Annotated in this window: 16 protein-coding genes; 3 read left to right on the plus strand and 13 right to left on the minus strand. The window is 46.4% G+C overall.

Translation table 25 applies throughout. The features are described 5' to 3' along the window. Positions 1-3 precede the first annotated feature (3 nt). Both pheA and WC882_00925 read left to right on the plus strand, forming a co-directional pair. Positions 4-1,722 (plus strand): prephenate dehydratase, encoded by a 1,719-nt coding sequence (gene pheA / locus WC882_00920; GenBank protein ID MFA5842226.1) that lies wholly within the window; start codon positions 4-6, stop codon positions 1,720-1,722. 81 nt (positions 1,723-1,803) lie between these two features. After that, positions 1,804-2,817 carry a hypothetical protein gene (locus WC882_00925; GenBank protein MFA5842227.1) on the plus strand — a complete coding sequence of 338 codons (1,014 nt, stop codon included), beginning with the start codon at positions 1,804-1,806 and terminating at the stop codon, positions 2,815-2,817. Here the strand turns inward: WC882_00925 and purD are convergent, their stop codons facing one another. From purD to WC882_00960, 7 genes are all read right to left on the minus strand, one after another. Then, positions 2,818-4,137, minus strand: a complete 1,320-nt coding sequence (purD, locus tag WC882_00930; GenBank protein MFA5842228.1) for a phosphoribosylamine--glycine ligase — start codon at positions 4,135-4,137, stop codon at positions 2,818-2,820. 184 nt (positions 4,138-4,321) lie between these two features. Next, complete coding sequence (purF, locus tag WC882_00935) at positions 4,322-5,848, minus strand: amidophosphoribosyltransferase (protein ID MFA5842229.1); 1,527 nt, start codon at positions 5,846-5,848, stop codon at positions 4,322-4,324. 54 nt (positions 5,849-5,902) lie between these two features. Beyond that, entirely contained in the window at positions 5,903-6,763 is an 861-nt protein-coding gene (folD, locus tag WC882_00940; GenBank protein ID MFA5842230.1) for a bifunctional methylenetetrahydrofolate dehydrogenase/methenyltetrahydrofolate cyclohydrolase FolD, read from the minus strand. 44 nt (positions 6,764-6,807) lie between these two features. Further along, entirely contained in the window at positions 6,808-7,338 is a 531-nt protein-coding gene (locus tag WC882_00945) for a hypothetical protein (protein MFA5842231.1), read from the minus strand. Then, positions 7,326-8,105, minus strand: a complete 780-nt coding sequence (gene dut, locus WC882_00950; GenBank protein MFA5842232.1) for a dUTP diphosphatase — start codon at positions 8,103-8,105, stop codon at positions 7,326-7,328. The genes WC882_00945 and dut overlap by 13 nt, the downstream gene beginning before the upstream one ends. A gap of 39 nt (positions 8,106-8,144) precedes the next feature. Continuing rightward, the gene (locus tag WC882_00955; GenBank protein MFA5842233.1) at positions 8,145-9,101 is read right to left on the minus strand and encodes a hypothetical protein; all 957 of its coding nucleotides are present in this window, start codon (positions 9,099-9,101) and stop codon (positions 8,145-8,147) included. A 9-nt stretch (positions 9,102-9,110) separates the two neighbouring features. Further along, the gene (locus tag WC882_00960) at positions 9,111-9,791 is read right to left on the minus strand and encodes an MBL fold metallo-hydrolase (GenBank protein MFA5842234.1); all 681 of its coding nucleotides are present in this window, start codon (positions 9,789-9,791) and stop codon (positions 9,111-9,113) included. 405 nt (positions 9,792-10,196) lie between these two features. Here WC882_00960 and WC882_00965 point away from each other — a divergent pair, with 405 nt between their 5' ends. Then, positions 10,197-11,255, plus strand: a complete 1,059-nt coding sequence (locus WC882_00965) for an HNH endonuclease signature motif containing protein (protein ID MFA5842235.1) — start codon at positions 10,197-10,199, stop codon at positions 11,253-11,255. A gap of 242 nt (positions 11,256-11,497) precedes the next feature. Here WC882_00965 and rplA read toward each other — a convergent pair whose 3' ends face one another. The 6 genes from rplA to secE form a co-directional block, all read right to left on the minus strand. Beyond that, on the minus strand, positions 11,498-12,190 hold the full coding sequence (gene rplA, locus WC882_00970) for a 50S ribosomal protein L1 (protein ID MFA5842236.1): 693 nt from the start codon (positions 12,188-12,190) through the stop codon (positions 11,498-11,500). 181 nt (positions 12,191-12,371) lie between these two features. Continuing rightward, positions 12,372-12,914 carry a hypothetical protein gene (locus WC882_00975; protein MFA5842237.1) on the minus strand — a complete coding sequence of 181 codons (543 nt, stop codon included), beginning with the start codon at positions 12,912-12,914 and terminating at the stop codon, positions 12,372-12,374. Between the two features lie 10 nt (positions 12,915-12,924). Then, positions 12,925-13,350, minus strand: a complete 426-nt coding sequence (rplK, locus tag WC882_00980) for a 50S ribosomal protein L11 (protein ID MFA5842238.1) — start codon at positions 13,348-13,350, stop codon at positions 12,925-12,927. Positions 13,351-13,540: 190 nt separating this feature from the next. Next, a complete protein-coding gene (locus tag WC882_00985) occupies positions 13,541-14,266 on the minus strand; it encodes a hypothetical protein (protein MFA5842239.1) in 726 nt (241 codons plus the stop codon). Positions 14,267-14,269: 3 nt separating this feature from the next. Next, entirely contained in the window at positions 14,270-14,815 is a 546-nt protein-coding gene (gene nusG / locus WC882_00990) for a transcription termination/antitermination protein NusG (protein ID MFA5842240.1), read from the minus strand. 12 nt (positions 14,816-14,827) lie between these two features. Next, a complete protein-coding gene (gene secE / locus WC882_00995) occupies positions 14,828-15,025 on the minus strand; it encodes a preprotein translocase subunit SecE (GenBank protein MFA5842241.1) in 198 nt (65 codons plus the stop codon). Positions 15,026-15,215 lie beyond the last annotated feature (190 nt).

The raw sequence follows: 15,215 nt of genomic DNA on the forward strand, positions 1-15,215 counted from the left end.
GCCATGATCATCGGCGTTCTCGGTGGAAATGGGAAAATGGGTCACGCATTCGCGGAATTTTTTCGTAAAAACGGAGAAACCGTTCTGATTGCGGATCGAGGAACAACCTTATCGAACCGCGAAGTGGCCAAGAAAGCGGATGTCGTTCTCGTCGCCGTCCCGATTGATCTTTCCGAGCGCATCATCTTGGACATCGCGCCGTTGGTTCGCAAAAATGCACTTTTTCTGGATGTGACGTCCATCAAAGAAAAACCCGTGACAGCGATGCTCAAATCTCATGCCTCAGTCATTGGCATGCACCCCATGTGCAACGAAACCACGTTCGGTCCCGGCCAAATTTTGATTTATTGCCCTGCGCGCCTCGGGAAGTGGATGCCTTGGTTTAAGCAGACCTTTGAGAAAAAAGGAGGATTTAAACTCGTGAAATTTACGCCTCAACATCACGACGAGCTCATGTCGTTTGCGCAGGCGCTCATCCACGGAACCGGTTTTGCGCTGGGGAAAACGTTGGCCCAACTCAAGCCCCATCGCGACGAAGTGGTCGGCTTGTCCGGCGCCGCATCTCGGATTTTATTGAAAATCGTGGCACGTCATTTTGCTCAAGACGCAAGCCTTTACGGCAATATTCAAATCCAAAATCCTCGCAACATCGCAGTGTTAAAAGCTTTGGAAAACTCAGTTCATGAATTGCGAACCGTTGTTGAAAAACGCGACCTCAAGGGATTTATGAATTATTTCAATGAAGGGAAAAATTATTTTGGAAATTTTGGTGATCTCGCGCTGGAGGAAACCGATGGCATGATTCAGCGCATGATGGAGGTGAGTTTGCCAAAAATCACTGACACACCACCCAAGAACGGGATCGGTTGTCTAGGCCCGGAGTTGACCTTCAGTTCACTCGCCGCAGATCAGTGGCGCGCGAAAAACTCGACCGCAAACGAGAAAAAAGCCAAGGATCGTCCACTCGTGTATTTCCGTACCATTCCCGAGGTGGTTCAGGCCGTGGCCCAAGGAAAAATCCAAGCCGGCGTGGTTCCGATTGAAAACCGTTTGCACGGCACCGTGCGCGAAACCATGGACGCCTTGTTTAAGGAAAACGTCACGATTGTCGATGAATTTAAGTGCCCGATTCACCAAACCTTTGCCACGCTCGCGAATGTGCCTTTTAAGTCCATTACCGGCGTGATGTCGCATCCGCAAGCCCTTCATCAATGCAGTGAGTATTTGAAGAAAAATTGCCCGAATGCCAAGTGGATCACCGCAGACAGCACGGCCGCGGCCTTTGATTATGTGAGAAAATATCGCACTCCAAAAATCGCAGTCATCGGCCCACTTCCTGCTGCCAAAGCGTATGGATTTAAGATTGTGGCAGAGTCGGTGGAAAATGACTCGAGCAATGAAACCCGTTTTGTGGTGATCACAAAAAATTCTCCTCGAAATCCACTCCTAAAAACCGTTAAAAACGCGAAAAAAGCCACCAAGACCTCGATTGTCTTTTACTTTTCCGAAAATAAACCCGGCAGTCTGTTCCGCGTCTTCGAAATTTTCGCCGAATTGGGAATCAACCTGAGTCGCATCGAGTCCCGCCCTGCGCCCAAAAAAGTAGGCGAGTACCTTCTCTATCTCGATTTCGACGAAAACGGCCATTCCCCCCGCGGCAAACAAGCCCTCACTCGCGTCAAAAAAGAGGTGAGTGGGATCAAGGTGCTGGGGGTGTATTAGCCATATTTTATTGACAGAATTATAAAATTAGTATAAATTACACCTCCTTGATAAAACAGGTTAATTTTAATGGTTGTATTTATGGGAAATCCAGACACGCACAATCCAGGATCCCAAGATAAAAGATGGGTCGGCCCCGTGGTCGGGTTAGCCGCGTTGGCATTGGCTGTCGGAGTGGTAGCGAAGAGTTGTGACTCCTCTGATTTCAGCGGGGCCGGGATTACGAGTGCAGAAGAAGGATTAAGCGAGCCTCAAGCAGAAACCCGCGCGCGTGCGCGAGGATTTTTTCGTCAACTTTTAGGCCCCGAAGAAGACACGGGGGCAGAAGAAGAACCTCCTACAGAAAATGCGGTACATCTTGTGGATGAAGAAGGGCATCCTAAAAATGTTCATATGGCATTGCAAGATTGTATCCAAAGAGAAGAAGATGTCGCTTTGGTTTATAATACGGATCCGAGGGGGGAAGAATTTTTTTCTTTAAGAAATAAAACTCCGTCAATTTTGATCACGCCTCCTAACTCAGTTAAAGCCTGGTGGATGCCTTTAGAGGAAGATGGAGATGACGTATGGACCGTTTCAATGGGAGACGACCTTACCATGGAATACGAAGTCCCTTCTTCATGGAAAATTGCCAACTATAAGTCCCTTGGCAAAACAGAAAGAGGGAATGCGGAGTCCGCTTTAAGTACGATATGCGAAGATGTAAGGAGCCTTTCTAACCACGAACCTCCACGGGAAGAATTATGTAAAAATAAAACAGATACAGAATGTACTGCCTATATCAACGCGCTTGAGCATAGAGGATCGATAGGGATTGCGATGCAAGAAGCCGCAATAAGTTTTCAGGAATCCTTAGATCAACAGGGGATTGAATCCGATTTTAAAAACCCTTTAACTTTAGTAGTTCCTATAGGGGGAAATTCAGATGTTGAAGTTCGTCCGATATGGGCTTTTTCCAGCTCATCTGATACCCCTTATTTAATAGAAGAGATGCACTTGGCGGGTTTTACTATAGACGGTAACAGTTCTCTGCGAGGGGACAATTTAGATGCAATCGCTATACGTTTAAAAAAAATAATAGCTGATAAGGAATAATTACCCTCTCAATTTTTTCATCCTCTCCACCCTCTTCGCAATCAACTCAGGAGTGCCGATGTCGGTGCGATGAAAGAGCGGCCCTTGGATTTGAGGAAGGGCTTTTTCAACGTGTTGTTCGGCCTCGGAGAGGGAGTCGCCGATTCCGGTGAGCGCGATCGCGCGCGAGCCGCCGAGATATAATCCATCCTCGCGTTGGTCCACAGACGCATAATGCAGATGCACGGTTTTTGGGATGTCGCCAATCGTGATTTTAACGCCTTTCACCGGTTTGTCCGGGTAGCCTTCGGGCACGAGATATTTGCACACCGACGCTTTTTTCTCGAATGAAAGGGACATGCCGCGCAATTCATTGCTCGCAATCGCCATCGAAATATCGAGAAAATTGGTTTGAAGTAAAGACAGAGCATTCATGGCTTCCGGATCCCCAAAACGCACATTGTACTCGATGAGCCCAACGCCTTTTTTGGTGGCAATAAATCCGCCATACAAAACGCCTTGGAATCGCGTGCCGGTTTCTGTCACCAATGCTTTGGCCACGGCCTCGGTGATCGCATGCGCCTCGTCGAGATCGCGTTGAGTGAGAAAGGGGAGCAGGTGATTGGAATCGCTGTACGAACCCATCCCGCCCGTGTTCGGGCCCGTGTCCCCGTTGTACGCACGCTTGTGATCTTGCACCGGAATCATGTCGAGCACGGTTTCTCCATCCGTAAAACTCATCAAACTGAATTCTTCTCCCACGAATTTTTCTTCCACCACCACGCGGCCATCCGCCTTGATACACGCCTCCGCGTACGCCACGCCTTCTCCTACGCTCATCAAATGTTCGCCCGAAACTTTCACGCCTTTTCCGCCTTGGAGCCCATCGGCTTTGACCACAAATTCGCCGGAAAGCATGTCTCCCAGGTAGGACGCAAGCCCATCCGGGGTGTGAAAAACTTTGAATTTAGGATTTCCGGGGATTTTATATTTTTGTAAAAGATCGCGCGCAAAGGCTTTTGAAGATTCGAGAAGCGCTACGTTTTGTTTGGGCCCGATGGTTGGAATCCCAACTTCAGCCAAGGCATCCGCCACTCCAACCGCCAACGGCGCTTCAGGCCCGGGGAAAACCGCATCTGGTCGTATTTTTTTTGCGAATTCAACCACAGAGGGAACATCTGTGACTTTCCCCAATTCATATTTGGAAGAGAGGGCCACGAGCCCCGGATTTTTCGCCCCTCCAAATGTAAAAATTTCCACGTTTTTATTACTCGTTCTTACCAACGTTTCCGCAATCACATGTTCCCGCGCACCATTGCCGAGGATGAGGATTTTTTTCATAGAGGATTAAAATAATATTTAAGAGAAGCGTGGGGAGGAGATTTTTTTGGCCAATTCCGCAGCGACAATCGGCTTGGCTTCCCGCAACGCGGGAACGATTGGCGCGAGGCATAGCGGACGGTCGCCGCAGGAGCGACCGGACCGCGGTGGCCAAGAAAATTTCTGACCCGCGCTTCGAAAAGATTTACAACAAATTCATCTGCTTCTCATTCACTTTATGCAATTCGCCTTCACTTCCCATGGGTTCGCACCCGCCTGAAATCTTTTCCGACGTTCGATCATCCGAAGCACGTTTGAGATCCGCAGGCGTGACATCTCCGGTTTTATAATTCCCATCAAAACACGCGGTGCAAAATTCCTTAAGATCATGATTCCCCTCAAGACAGGCTGATTCCATATCTTTGAAATCTTGGAAAATCAACTCATCCGCGCCAATGAATTGTTTCATTTCTTCAATGGAATTGGAGGAAGCGATCAATTCTTCTTTGGTGGGCGTATCAATGCCGTAAAGACACGGGTTTGTCACCGGCGGCGAATAGGAAACAAAATACACTTTTGTTGCACCGGCATCGCGAACCATTTGAACGATTTCGCGAGACGTGTTGCCGCGCACAATACTGTCGTCCACGAGCAACACTTTTTTGCCTTGGATCTCAAGTTTCATGGGATTCAATTTGTGTCGAATCGATTGTTTGCGCATGGCTTGCCCGGGCATGATAAACGTTCGTCCAATGTAGCGATTTTTCACCAAGCCTTCGCGGTATTTAATTCCCAATTCCGAGGCGAGCGCGAGGGCCGCGGTACGGGAAGAATCCGGCACCGGCATAACTACATCGATGTCCAAATTCGCTTTTTTAATCTTATTTGCCAAATTTTCTCCCATACGACGTCGGCTTTTATACACCGAAACCTTATCAATGACCGAGTCCGGACGGGCAAAATAAACGTATTCAAAAATGCAGGGGAAATGTTTTTTATGAGAAATTATCTTGGAATGAACGGTGCGGGTTTTTTCATCAATGAAAATCACTTCACCCGGGCCCACATCTCGCACCACTTCAAATCCGAGAATATCGAGGGCCACGGATTCGGAAGAGAAAATATAATCCACGGTTCGACCATTGTCTCGCTTTCCAAAAATCAGAGGGCGAATCCCATGCGGATCGCGGAAGGCCACCATGCCTTGGCGCGCGATGTACCCCACCGTGCTGTACGACCCTTTGGCACGTTCGGCTACACTTTGGGCCGCATTAAAAATATGCTCGGGTTTGATTTCATCCGGATCTTGGCGCGTGAGCGCTTTTGTGAATAAGTGAAGAATCACTTCGGCGTCGCAATTGGAGTTTACGAGGCGGTGATCTTTTTCAAAGAGTTCTTTTTTGAGTTCATGCGAATTAAAAATATTTCCATTGTGCCCCAAGGCCACTCCAAACGGCGCTTGTCCCAAAAACGGTTGAGCGTCTTCAACCACCCCGCCTCCGATGGTGGAATAACGGACGTGCGCAATTCCGGCATAACCCAAAAGATGTTTCATGTGTCGCGTATGGAAAATATCTTTGACCAATCCCAATTCTTTTCGCGTATGAAAATGTTCGCCATCGTAAATAATCATCCCTGCGGCGTCTTGTCCTCTGTGCTGCAACATCAATAAACCATCATAGAGTTCTTGAGTCACAAGGTCGTGAGCGTAGATGCCAAGGATTCCGCACATGGGAGTTGGGTTTAAAGAATAAAAAATGCTGACTAAAAATCGCGCATTGCTGCGTTAGCCAATAACTGAGGCCTGCAAGCGTCGGCACGCAATCAAAACATTATCAATCAAACACGCGATGGTCATGGGCCCGCACCCTCCCGGAACCGGAGTGATGAAGGACGCCTTTTTCGCCACCGCTTCAAAATCCACATCGCCAACGAGTTTTCCATTCACACGATTGATCCCCACATCCACCACCACCACGCCTTCTTTTACCATGTCTGCGGTGATGAGGCCGGCTTTTCCCACCGCCACCACCAGGATATCGGCGCGCCGCGTATGACTCGCAAGATCTTTTGTGAATTTATGACAGGTCGTGACCGTGGCATTTCGATTGAGAAGCATGAGTGAAACCGGTTTCCCCACAAGATTGCTGTGTCCCACCACCACCACTTCTTTTCCTTCCACCGAGATTTTGTAGTACTCGAGCATTTTGATCACACCTTTGGGCGTGGCAGGAACCAAGGATTCGAACGATGCGGAAAGCGCCAATTTGCCCATGTTGTAGGCATGAAACCCATCTACATCTTTTTTCGGTTGAATCGCGCGAATCACAAGCGGCGTCTCGACCGAAGCGGGGAGCGGCAGCTGCACCAAAATCCCGTGAATGTCTTCGCGAGTGTTCAATTCTTCAATGGTCTCGATGAGTTTTTCGGTCGTGACAGAAGTCGGGAAATTGAGTCGTTCAAAAAGAATCCCAACTTTTTTGCAATCCTTTTCTTTTTGCGTGACATACGTTAGGCTCGCGGGTTCTTCTCCCACTAAAAGAACCGCCAATTTGGGTTGGATTCCTTGATCATGCAGTTGTTGGACTTCTCCCTTGGCTTTTTCGAGCATCTCATTCGCGACTTTTCGACCGTCCAAGAGTTGCATAGAGAGAAGAGGGAAGTCAGGGATGAAAGAGACTGTATTGTAAGTTATTTTTTCTCTGACTGCAATTTTTTTTCAACGTAAGCCCAGATTCTTGCGAACGTGTCATCCGGATTGGGCTGAACCTCGACTTTTTGCCACCCGTAACGTTGAGCCAATTCGAGGTGGACCGTGCGGCAGCGGGCGATGAGTTCGTTATTGGTTTCGTGAAGGTGCCCTTTTTCCGTGGCTTCGGTGAATCGTTCGCCGTCGAGCAGGATCGCGAGGTCTTCTTTGAGTAAGCCTTCATTGAGAATTTCGAGTCTGGAAGTTTCAACGCCTTTGGTTGTACCCCACGCAATGCCGGTGCCGATATAATCTTCGGCTACGACGATTTTGCCTTGCTTGAGCCATTGTTCGATGGTGGGTTGAAATTGCCAGCGGTTCAACACAAACCAGAGTTGAAGTTCTTGCTCAGAAATCGTTTGCGGTTTGCCGGATCGGAGCGCTTGATTGAGAAAATCCCCGGACGGGGGCACGTCGTACACCGGATATTTCACGCGCACCACGTCAAATCCCTCCTGTTTTAGCTTTTCCACCAGTCGCAAGGTATGCGTGGTTTTGCCGATGTTGTTGATGCCGTAGAGGGTGAGGAGACACGGAGCGCAGCGGAGTGTCCGATTTTGAATTTTCTTGTATTTCATATTTTTTGAACAATGACGAATGAATAATGACCAATGATGCGTGTCACCCTGAGCTTGTCGAATGGGTGACTTAAGGGAAGAAATTCGGGGAAGTTCACTTCGCTCACGCATGGAGCGTAGCGGAATGCGCTTGAGAAGACGATTGAATGTCAGCGAATTATTGAAAATTCAACATGTGGCTGAAAATGAGGCATTTTCCTCAAGGACACTCACTTCGTTCGTGTCTGGTCCGTACTCCCAAACCCGCCCCGGCTTTCTTTTTTGATCTCCGTGACTTCTTCCCACTCGAATTTATCGATGCGCACAAAAACACCTTGCGCGATTTTTTCACCGCGCTCGACTGTGACCGCGTCCTGCGAAAAGTTGTAAACCTGAATTTTTACCTCATCTTTGGGCCCGCAATAATCGTGATCAATGATGCCGAACCCGTGCGGCTGCGTGAGGCCTTTTTTGCGCGGCGTGCTGCTGCGGGAAGCGACCGCCAACATGTATCCGCGCGGCACTTCCACAATCACATTCGAAGGAATGAGCGCAATGGTTTGAGGCGCGAGGGTCGTGGTTTCGCGCGCGATCAAATCAAACCCAACCGACCCGTCGGTTTCATACACGGGCAGGGGAAGGGCGGGATCGATGCGTTGGATGCGGACTTTAAGAGGAGTCATGGTTGAATTGTAATGGAGAGAAGAGGGGAAGACAAACCGTTAGGCATTAAAGAATCCTAGGTATATCAATTGTCTGACTATAAATTGATATGCTCTGTAAACGTTTTCCCAGTCAAGTATTGCCCAATCTTTAACTTTTAATTTTCCGCTTATAATATCATCAAAATTTGTTGTATAGGAGGATTGCCCTTTGTAATGATATTTATCAGTTTTTATCTCTTTTAATGTTTCTTGAAAAATATTCAATTGCTTTGAACGGTGTGTGTATTCTATCCGCGCTGTACTATTTAAAGTTTTATTAATTATCGTAATTAGATCTATGTCTTTTTGATTTGTTATCCCTTTTTCTCTCAATATTCGTTCTAAAAAAACTTCTCGTTTTTCTTTGTATTTATTTTGTTTGCACCAGTAGCATTTTTTACCTTTTGGTTGTCCAATTATTGTTTCAAATACAGTTTGTAGTTGTGCGATTTTTTGGAAAAAATTGGGATAAAGTGGATGATTACTTCCAATGGTATATAAAAATAGATCAATAATATCTTTGAATTTATCATTTTTTTTATATTGTTCATCGAATGTCTTTTGAAATTCATTGAAATTTATAGTGTTCCAAAGTTTGGTCTGCTCGAATTTTATTTCCCCAAAATCAATTGTAAAACAACCTTTATTTTCTCCATATTTTTCCTTAATTTTTGCTTCTACATCTTGGGTCTTATCACATTTAATCGTGAATGATTGTTGTTTTTGAAGCAATGATAAGTAGTATAAATTATAAATTCTGCAATCTAGGAATAAAAACTGATAAAAGAAAACGAAAAGGTAAATATCGTTTTGAATCTTTTCGAATTTTTTATCTGATAAAAATATTATTTTTTGATCGTCACCTTCTAGGAAATTACAATCTTTAGTCGCCCCCATAATCCAATTATCACCTAGCGGAAAAATATTTTTTGGTTGATATAGAATCCCCTTAAGTTCAAAACAGGTAATATCCATTATTGTTTTTTAGGTTAGGGTTTTCAACGAATTCCTACATCCCCCGCACCCCTTCTCCAGCTTCTCCACCGGCCACCTTTCCAGCAACCCTTCCAGCTCCTTTTTCACCTCCCCGCGAATCACCCGCCCGTGCCCGGGCACGATCACGTCCCCGGATTGAAAAACCACCTTCATGTTTTCAAAAAACGTTTTTTTATTCTCCGCCGAAAGCGGCGCCTCTTGCCGAATAAAATCCTCGCGCACCGCATCACCCGCCAGCACCCACGTTTCCCCGTCGCAACGATAAATCAAACTCATGTCCGACCCGGTGTGCCCCGGCGTTTTGAGAGTTTTGAGAAAAGAGGGGAGCAACCGCAGGTCCGGATTGGGATAAATATCGACCGATCCGTTGGGAAAAATCGTGGCATTGTAGGTGTGAATGAGCGCGGTTTTTGCAAAAAGATAATCATTGAAGCAGTGATCGAGGTGATAATGGCTGTTAAAAACGTGATGAATGTCTTTGGGGGCGAGTCCGCGTTTTTTCAACTCAGCCACCAGGAGGTCGGCGTATGCCATGGAACTAGTATCAAACAAAATATTGAGCCCGCCCTTCCGAATGAGCGTGACACTGCTCCGAAGCGGCTCGATGTGATAATGCCCGTCCGGGAAGAATTGATTCTCGTGCAGGCCTTCGAATAAGACGTCGATCATACCCTTACCATAGCAAAATCGGCGAAGGCTTCAAAATTAAAAAGTCTTACAGGCACACAACGCAGCGGGGGAGGGCACGGAGCAAAATGGCGGAGCGAGAGACACTCGACTTTCAGTCAACACGGCAGGCAGTATCGATGGCGGATTTCTTGAAAATAATGTTACCGCCCAGACTACCTTCGATGCCCCTCACGCCCACTCGCAAAATTGTGTATAAAAAATTTGTTCAAAGTGAGGGAAAATGAAGCAAAAATGGAAGGAAATTAGCGACGGAAAACCTGACGAAAGGTGAATATATACTCACCTGCCAGTTTTGTCACGTTAAAATGATAATTTTGATCTGGAATTCTAATATTTTAGTGGTAAATTTTAGATGCTAAAAAGCAACATTTAATCTTCCTTTTTATGACTTTATTGACCCCCAAAAAACATTCAGAAAAATTTAATCAGGCACGTAACGAAGCGAAGTATAATTTCCCGCATTTTTTGCCCCCCGCTCCTCTTTCTACAACCGCCCCAAAATCCTCTCCCTCCACGTCCTCTTCAGACGATTTCGTCCATCAAAATTTTGTCGATTACGGCCGCAACGCCAAAGAATGGCTTCGCAAATGTGCCCTTCTTCTCCCCGAAATAAATCGAAGACAGATTTGGAAAAAGAAAGGATTTTCGAATATTTTTGAGTATGCGGGAAAACTGGCCGGGATGAGCAAATCGTCGGTCAAAGATGCTCTTCGAATCATGAGAAAAGTCGAAGACAAACCCGCTCTCCGTAAAGTGATCGAAGAAAAGGGAATTCAGAGTGTGAAACCAGTGATCGCGATCGCGACGCCTGAAACCGCTGAATTTTGGGCAGAAAAGGCACGAATTATGAGCAAAAATACGCTCGAAACCTATGTTCACGAATACAGATTAGAGTGGCTTCCTAGGACGCCGGGCCAATCTGAAAAAGACATTAACTCTCAGGCCACCCATTCGGCCCAACCTATAGAAATGAAAATTATCTCTATGAGTCTTTCCCCCGACGTTGTCGCGGAGCTCGAAAAACTAAAGGGCAAAGGCGACTGGAATACCCTCATGCGTGAACTTTTACAGCTCCGAAAAGAAAAACTCGAATTCGAAAAACCGAAACCCGTCGAAACTCCCTCGCGTCACATTCCTGCAAAAGTAAAGAAATTTGCGATCGAGAAGACGCGTGGCCAGTGCGCTTATCCCGGCTGTACAAAACCTTATAAAATTCTCCACCACACCCAACGATTCGCGCTTGATCCTGTGCATGACCCTGATCATCTCATCCCGTTGTGTGAAGCGCATGAGCACCTTGCGCACCACGGGCTCATCGCCAATGAAGACCGCGCGCCGGATGAATGGGGGATTTTGCTGGAACCTAACTGGTATGACTTTAAACAAGTTATCGATAAAAAAGTGACTGAATACAGGAATGAAAATATGAAATGCGGGGGATAGGACACTTCGCTTCGTGCGTGGTGTCTGGTGGTGGATGAGAGGGCCATGGAACAGAATGTTCGGCTAAAGATTCCTTGTGCACGACTCAAAAAAAGCCCCGGATATAATCCGAGGCTTTTTATTGTATAAAAAATTTATTCAACGAAACGAAAAAGGGGGTGAAGAAACTCAATTAAAAATCCCCTTAATTGTTTTAAAGGGGATTTAAATTTACGCAGTAATTTACTCAACAATCGTGTCTGTTATTTAAAGTACGGCAAAATATCAAATCTGATCCCGGGCCCCATGGTGGTGGCCAAGGACGCGGTTTTGATAAAATTGCCTTTGGCTCCGGCAGGGCGGGCCGCCACAATCGCTTTCACGTACGTTTCAAGGTTTTCCTTGATTTGAGCCTCGGTGAACGACACTTTTCCAATCGCATTGTGCAAGTTGGCACCCTTATCATTACGGAATTCGACTTTTCCTTTTTTCACTTCCGCGATGGTCTTGGTAATGTCGGTGGTCACAGTGCCGGCCTTGGGATTCGGCATTAAACCTTTTTGTCCCAAAGTGCGGGCCACTTTTCCGAGTTTTTTCATCATTTCGGGTTGAGCAATGGCCACATCGAAATCGAGCCAACCTTTATTGATTTCCTCAATGAGGTCTTCGGATCCGGCCTTTAAAGCTCCGGCAGCCATGGCTTCTTTGACATGACTTTCATCCACAAAAGCGATCACGCGAGACTCTTTCCCTGTTCCATGGGGGAGTGACACGGTGCTTCGCAAAGTTTGATCCGCTTGGGCAGGATCGATGGTGAGATGCATGTGGACTTCCACGGTTGCATCAAATTTAGAAGGGGACGTTTGTTTGATCAACGTCGCGGCTTCTTCGAGGGTGTAAACCTTATTGGTTTTGATTTTTTCGAGCACAGCTCGATACTTTTTGCCGTGTGGCATAAAAATGGGGGTTAAGTGGTACAGGTGGCCATAACAGGAGCGAAGCGAGTGTTACCGAGAAGGGACCTCATTTTCAGTTATAGGATGAATTTTCATCCGTTGGCTGATATTCAGCGGTCTTCCCAGACTCACTTCGCTACGCTTCGTGAGTAGCCTCCCACAAAACAATAAAACGTTTTGATTATTTCAATTTCCTTGCCCATACAAAATGGGGCAACCAGATCAAGAATCCAAGAATCAACCCGGCCAATCCTTCCGCATAACTGCGCTTGGTTTGAGCTGAAAAATCCAGTTTGGCTTGATCTGCGGCTCGATCCAAACATTGCGCCAATTCTTCTTCCGAGAGAACCACGGTGGTGCTGGTTACGGGGTCCCATTTATTGTAGCATTCATAAGAATTCATATATTCATATTCCATCCCAAAAACTTGGGTTTGAAGCACGGTTCGAAGAAGAGTCACTCCATTGATCAAAAGCACCACAATTCCCACAAACGCCACCGCATACAGGTAGAACGCCTTGAGATTGGATGAAAAGTTTCGGAACAGACCGCCTGAAGAGAGAGGGTTCTTCATGAGATAAAGGATTAAAAGGATAAAAGCGATGACCAAACAAACAATAAGAAAAGGGAAGGCAAAAGACAGCAATCGTGGCCATAAAGAATCCGCATAATCGAAAGAAGAAATTGCATATCCTCCTTTGGAATCCATCATTTGAATGGGCATAAAAACAAGGTTAGCCTTCCACATTGACTCCCATACTGCGTGCGGTTCCCGCCAAAATTTTCACCGCGGCATCCATGTCATTCGCATTCAAGTCTTGCATCTTTTTCTCGGCAATTTCCTCGAGTTGAGCGCGAGTGATGGTGCCGACTTTATCCTTATTTGGGACACCGGATCCTTTGGGGATTCCGATGGCTTTGCGAATCAAAATCGCGGCAGGCGCCACCTTGGTGATAAAAGTGAAACTGCGGTCTTCGTACACGGTGACAATCACCGGGACGACCGTATCTCCCATTTCCTTGGTCAAAGCATTGAATTGAGTGCAGAATTCTTGAATTTGCACACCATGTTGTCCAAGGGCGGGACCGACCGGAGGTGCGGGGTTTGCTTTACCGGCTGCAATCTGAAGTTTAATCTGAACGAGAACTTTTTTTGCCATATAAAAATCGCTAAAAGATCAAAAATAAGGGAATAGAAGCGTGTGTAAATTACAGAAAAAGGCCCCGAGAGTCAAATGGAAATGATGAATGACAAAGATGGCTCTTTGAGGAGCATTTTAGGGAAATTTTTGAACGCGTAAGGTGTGAAAAAATTTCCCATGCGACGAAAAGAGTCGCTTTGGCATTTCTCTATAAGGCCATCAAGAGCGAAATCAGCTTTTTCATCTGGACATGGGCGCTCGGCGCGTATTCAAAGGCATAAACCGCATTCTGCGTGCGTACGGTCAAGAAAACCGTATTGGTTTTTACCATATGATTGAAATAAAACGAAGCCTCTCCATACGCATTATTTTCATTGATCGTGCCCGTTTCCGAGGTGTTCGCCAAGGTGCGGAGCGCTTCGTAAAGGGAAAAAAGATCCACTTCAGTCGCTCCCTGAATTTCATAAATGGATCCCAAAAAGGTCGTGCCATCGAATAATTTATGACGGAGAAGAGGAGCCCCATTCAACGAAGCGGAAAGATCCCAAAAACCAAAAATCAAACCCGTATACGATTCGGTTTCGAGAATAGACTCGGTGAGTCCCAAATCCGTCGTCAACGCTTGGGTCAACGTGGGCTTGAGGGCCGGTTCATCGGGTACCGTCGTTTCGATCTCATTCGGATTGGTTTCTTCATCTCCATAAAGTTCCGGATCCGTGACCGGTGTTTCATCCGTAATCGGTGTGGGGGTGGGGTCGGCCACAATTTCACCGGGGGGGATTTCATCCGGGATGGTTTCGTCCGGCACGGTTTGTTCCGTGATCGCATCCTGGCTCGCAAAATCTTTGCCCCAATAATCGTTGAGCACCAAATCCGCCACAATCAATACCACGCAAACAGAGAAAAGGAGAGTGAAAATCGTGAATTTATGCATCAGCTATTTTTTCTTGATTTGAGTGAAATCCAATTCCACAGGCGTTTCGCGACCGAAAATCGTGATGAGCACTTTCACTTTTCCTTTTTCATTGTCCACGGATTTGACCACGCCATCGTAGTTGGCAAACGGCCCATCCAAAACCATGACCGGATCATTGTCTTGAAGATCAATCTTGAATTTGGGATCCGATTCACCCATATGGCGACGAACAATGCCCCATTCTTCTTCGGAAACCGGAACCGGAATCGTGCCCGATCCCACAAACCCCGTCACATTGGGCGTGTTGCGCACCACATACCAAGAATCATCATCCACGGTCATGTCCACGAGCACATACCCGGGGAAAAGGCGTTTTTTCTCAGTCTTGGGTTGCCCTTTTTTCATCACAATTTGGGTCTCTTTCGGAACCACGACATCAAAGATTTTATCCTGCATGTTCATGGATTCGATGCGTTGAAGCAAGGCTTCTCGAACCGCATCTTCATAACCCGAATACGTGTGAATGACATACCAGTTTCGACCGGTATTTTTTGCCTGTTTAGCCATAGAAAAACAAGATTAAAAAAGAGAGATAAGACGAGTGAAAGCTTCCGTAAAACCAAGGTCGACCGCTCCGAGAAAAACCGCCACCAAAAGACTGAAAATCACCACAATGATGGTGAGGCGAGCGGTTTGTTCTTTGGTGGGCCATGTCACACGGCGCAATTCCTCAAAACTGGAAACAAAATAAGCGAGAACGGGATTGGATTTTTTCATAAATTTGAACTAAAAGTGAGAAAGTGGAGATAGCCCGAAAAGGCCTCGGCCACGAGTAATAATACGGGAGCTTGGAAAAATGTAAAGAAAAAATACAAGAAATGCGGGAGAGGGAGTTCGCTCCGCTATCGCTTCGTGAGTGGTTGGCTTTACTTCCGAGGTTGAATTTGGTAAAATATAAAGATAAATA

Source organism: Candidatus Gracilibacteria bacterium, from assembly GCA_041658685.1.
Classification (GTDB): Bacteria; Patescibacteriota; Gracilibacteria; order UBA1369; family UBA12473; genus JBAZZS01.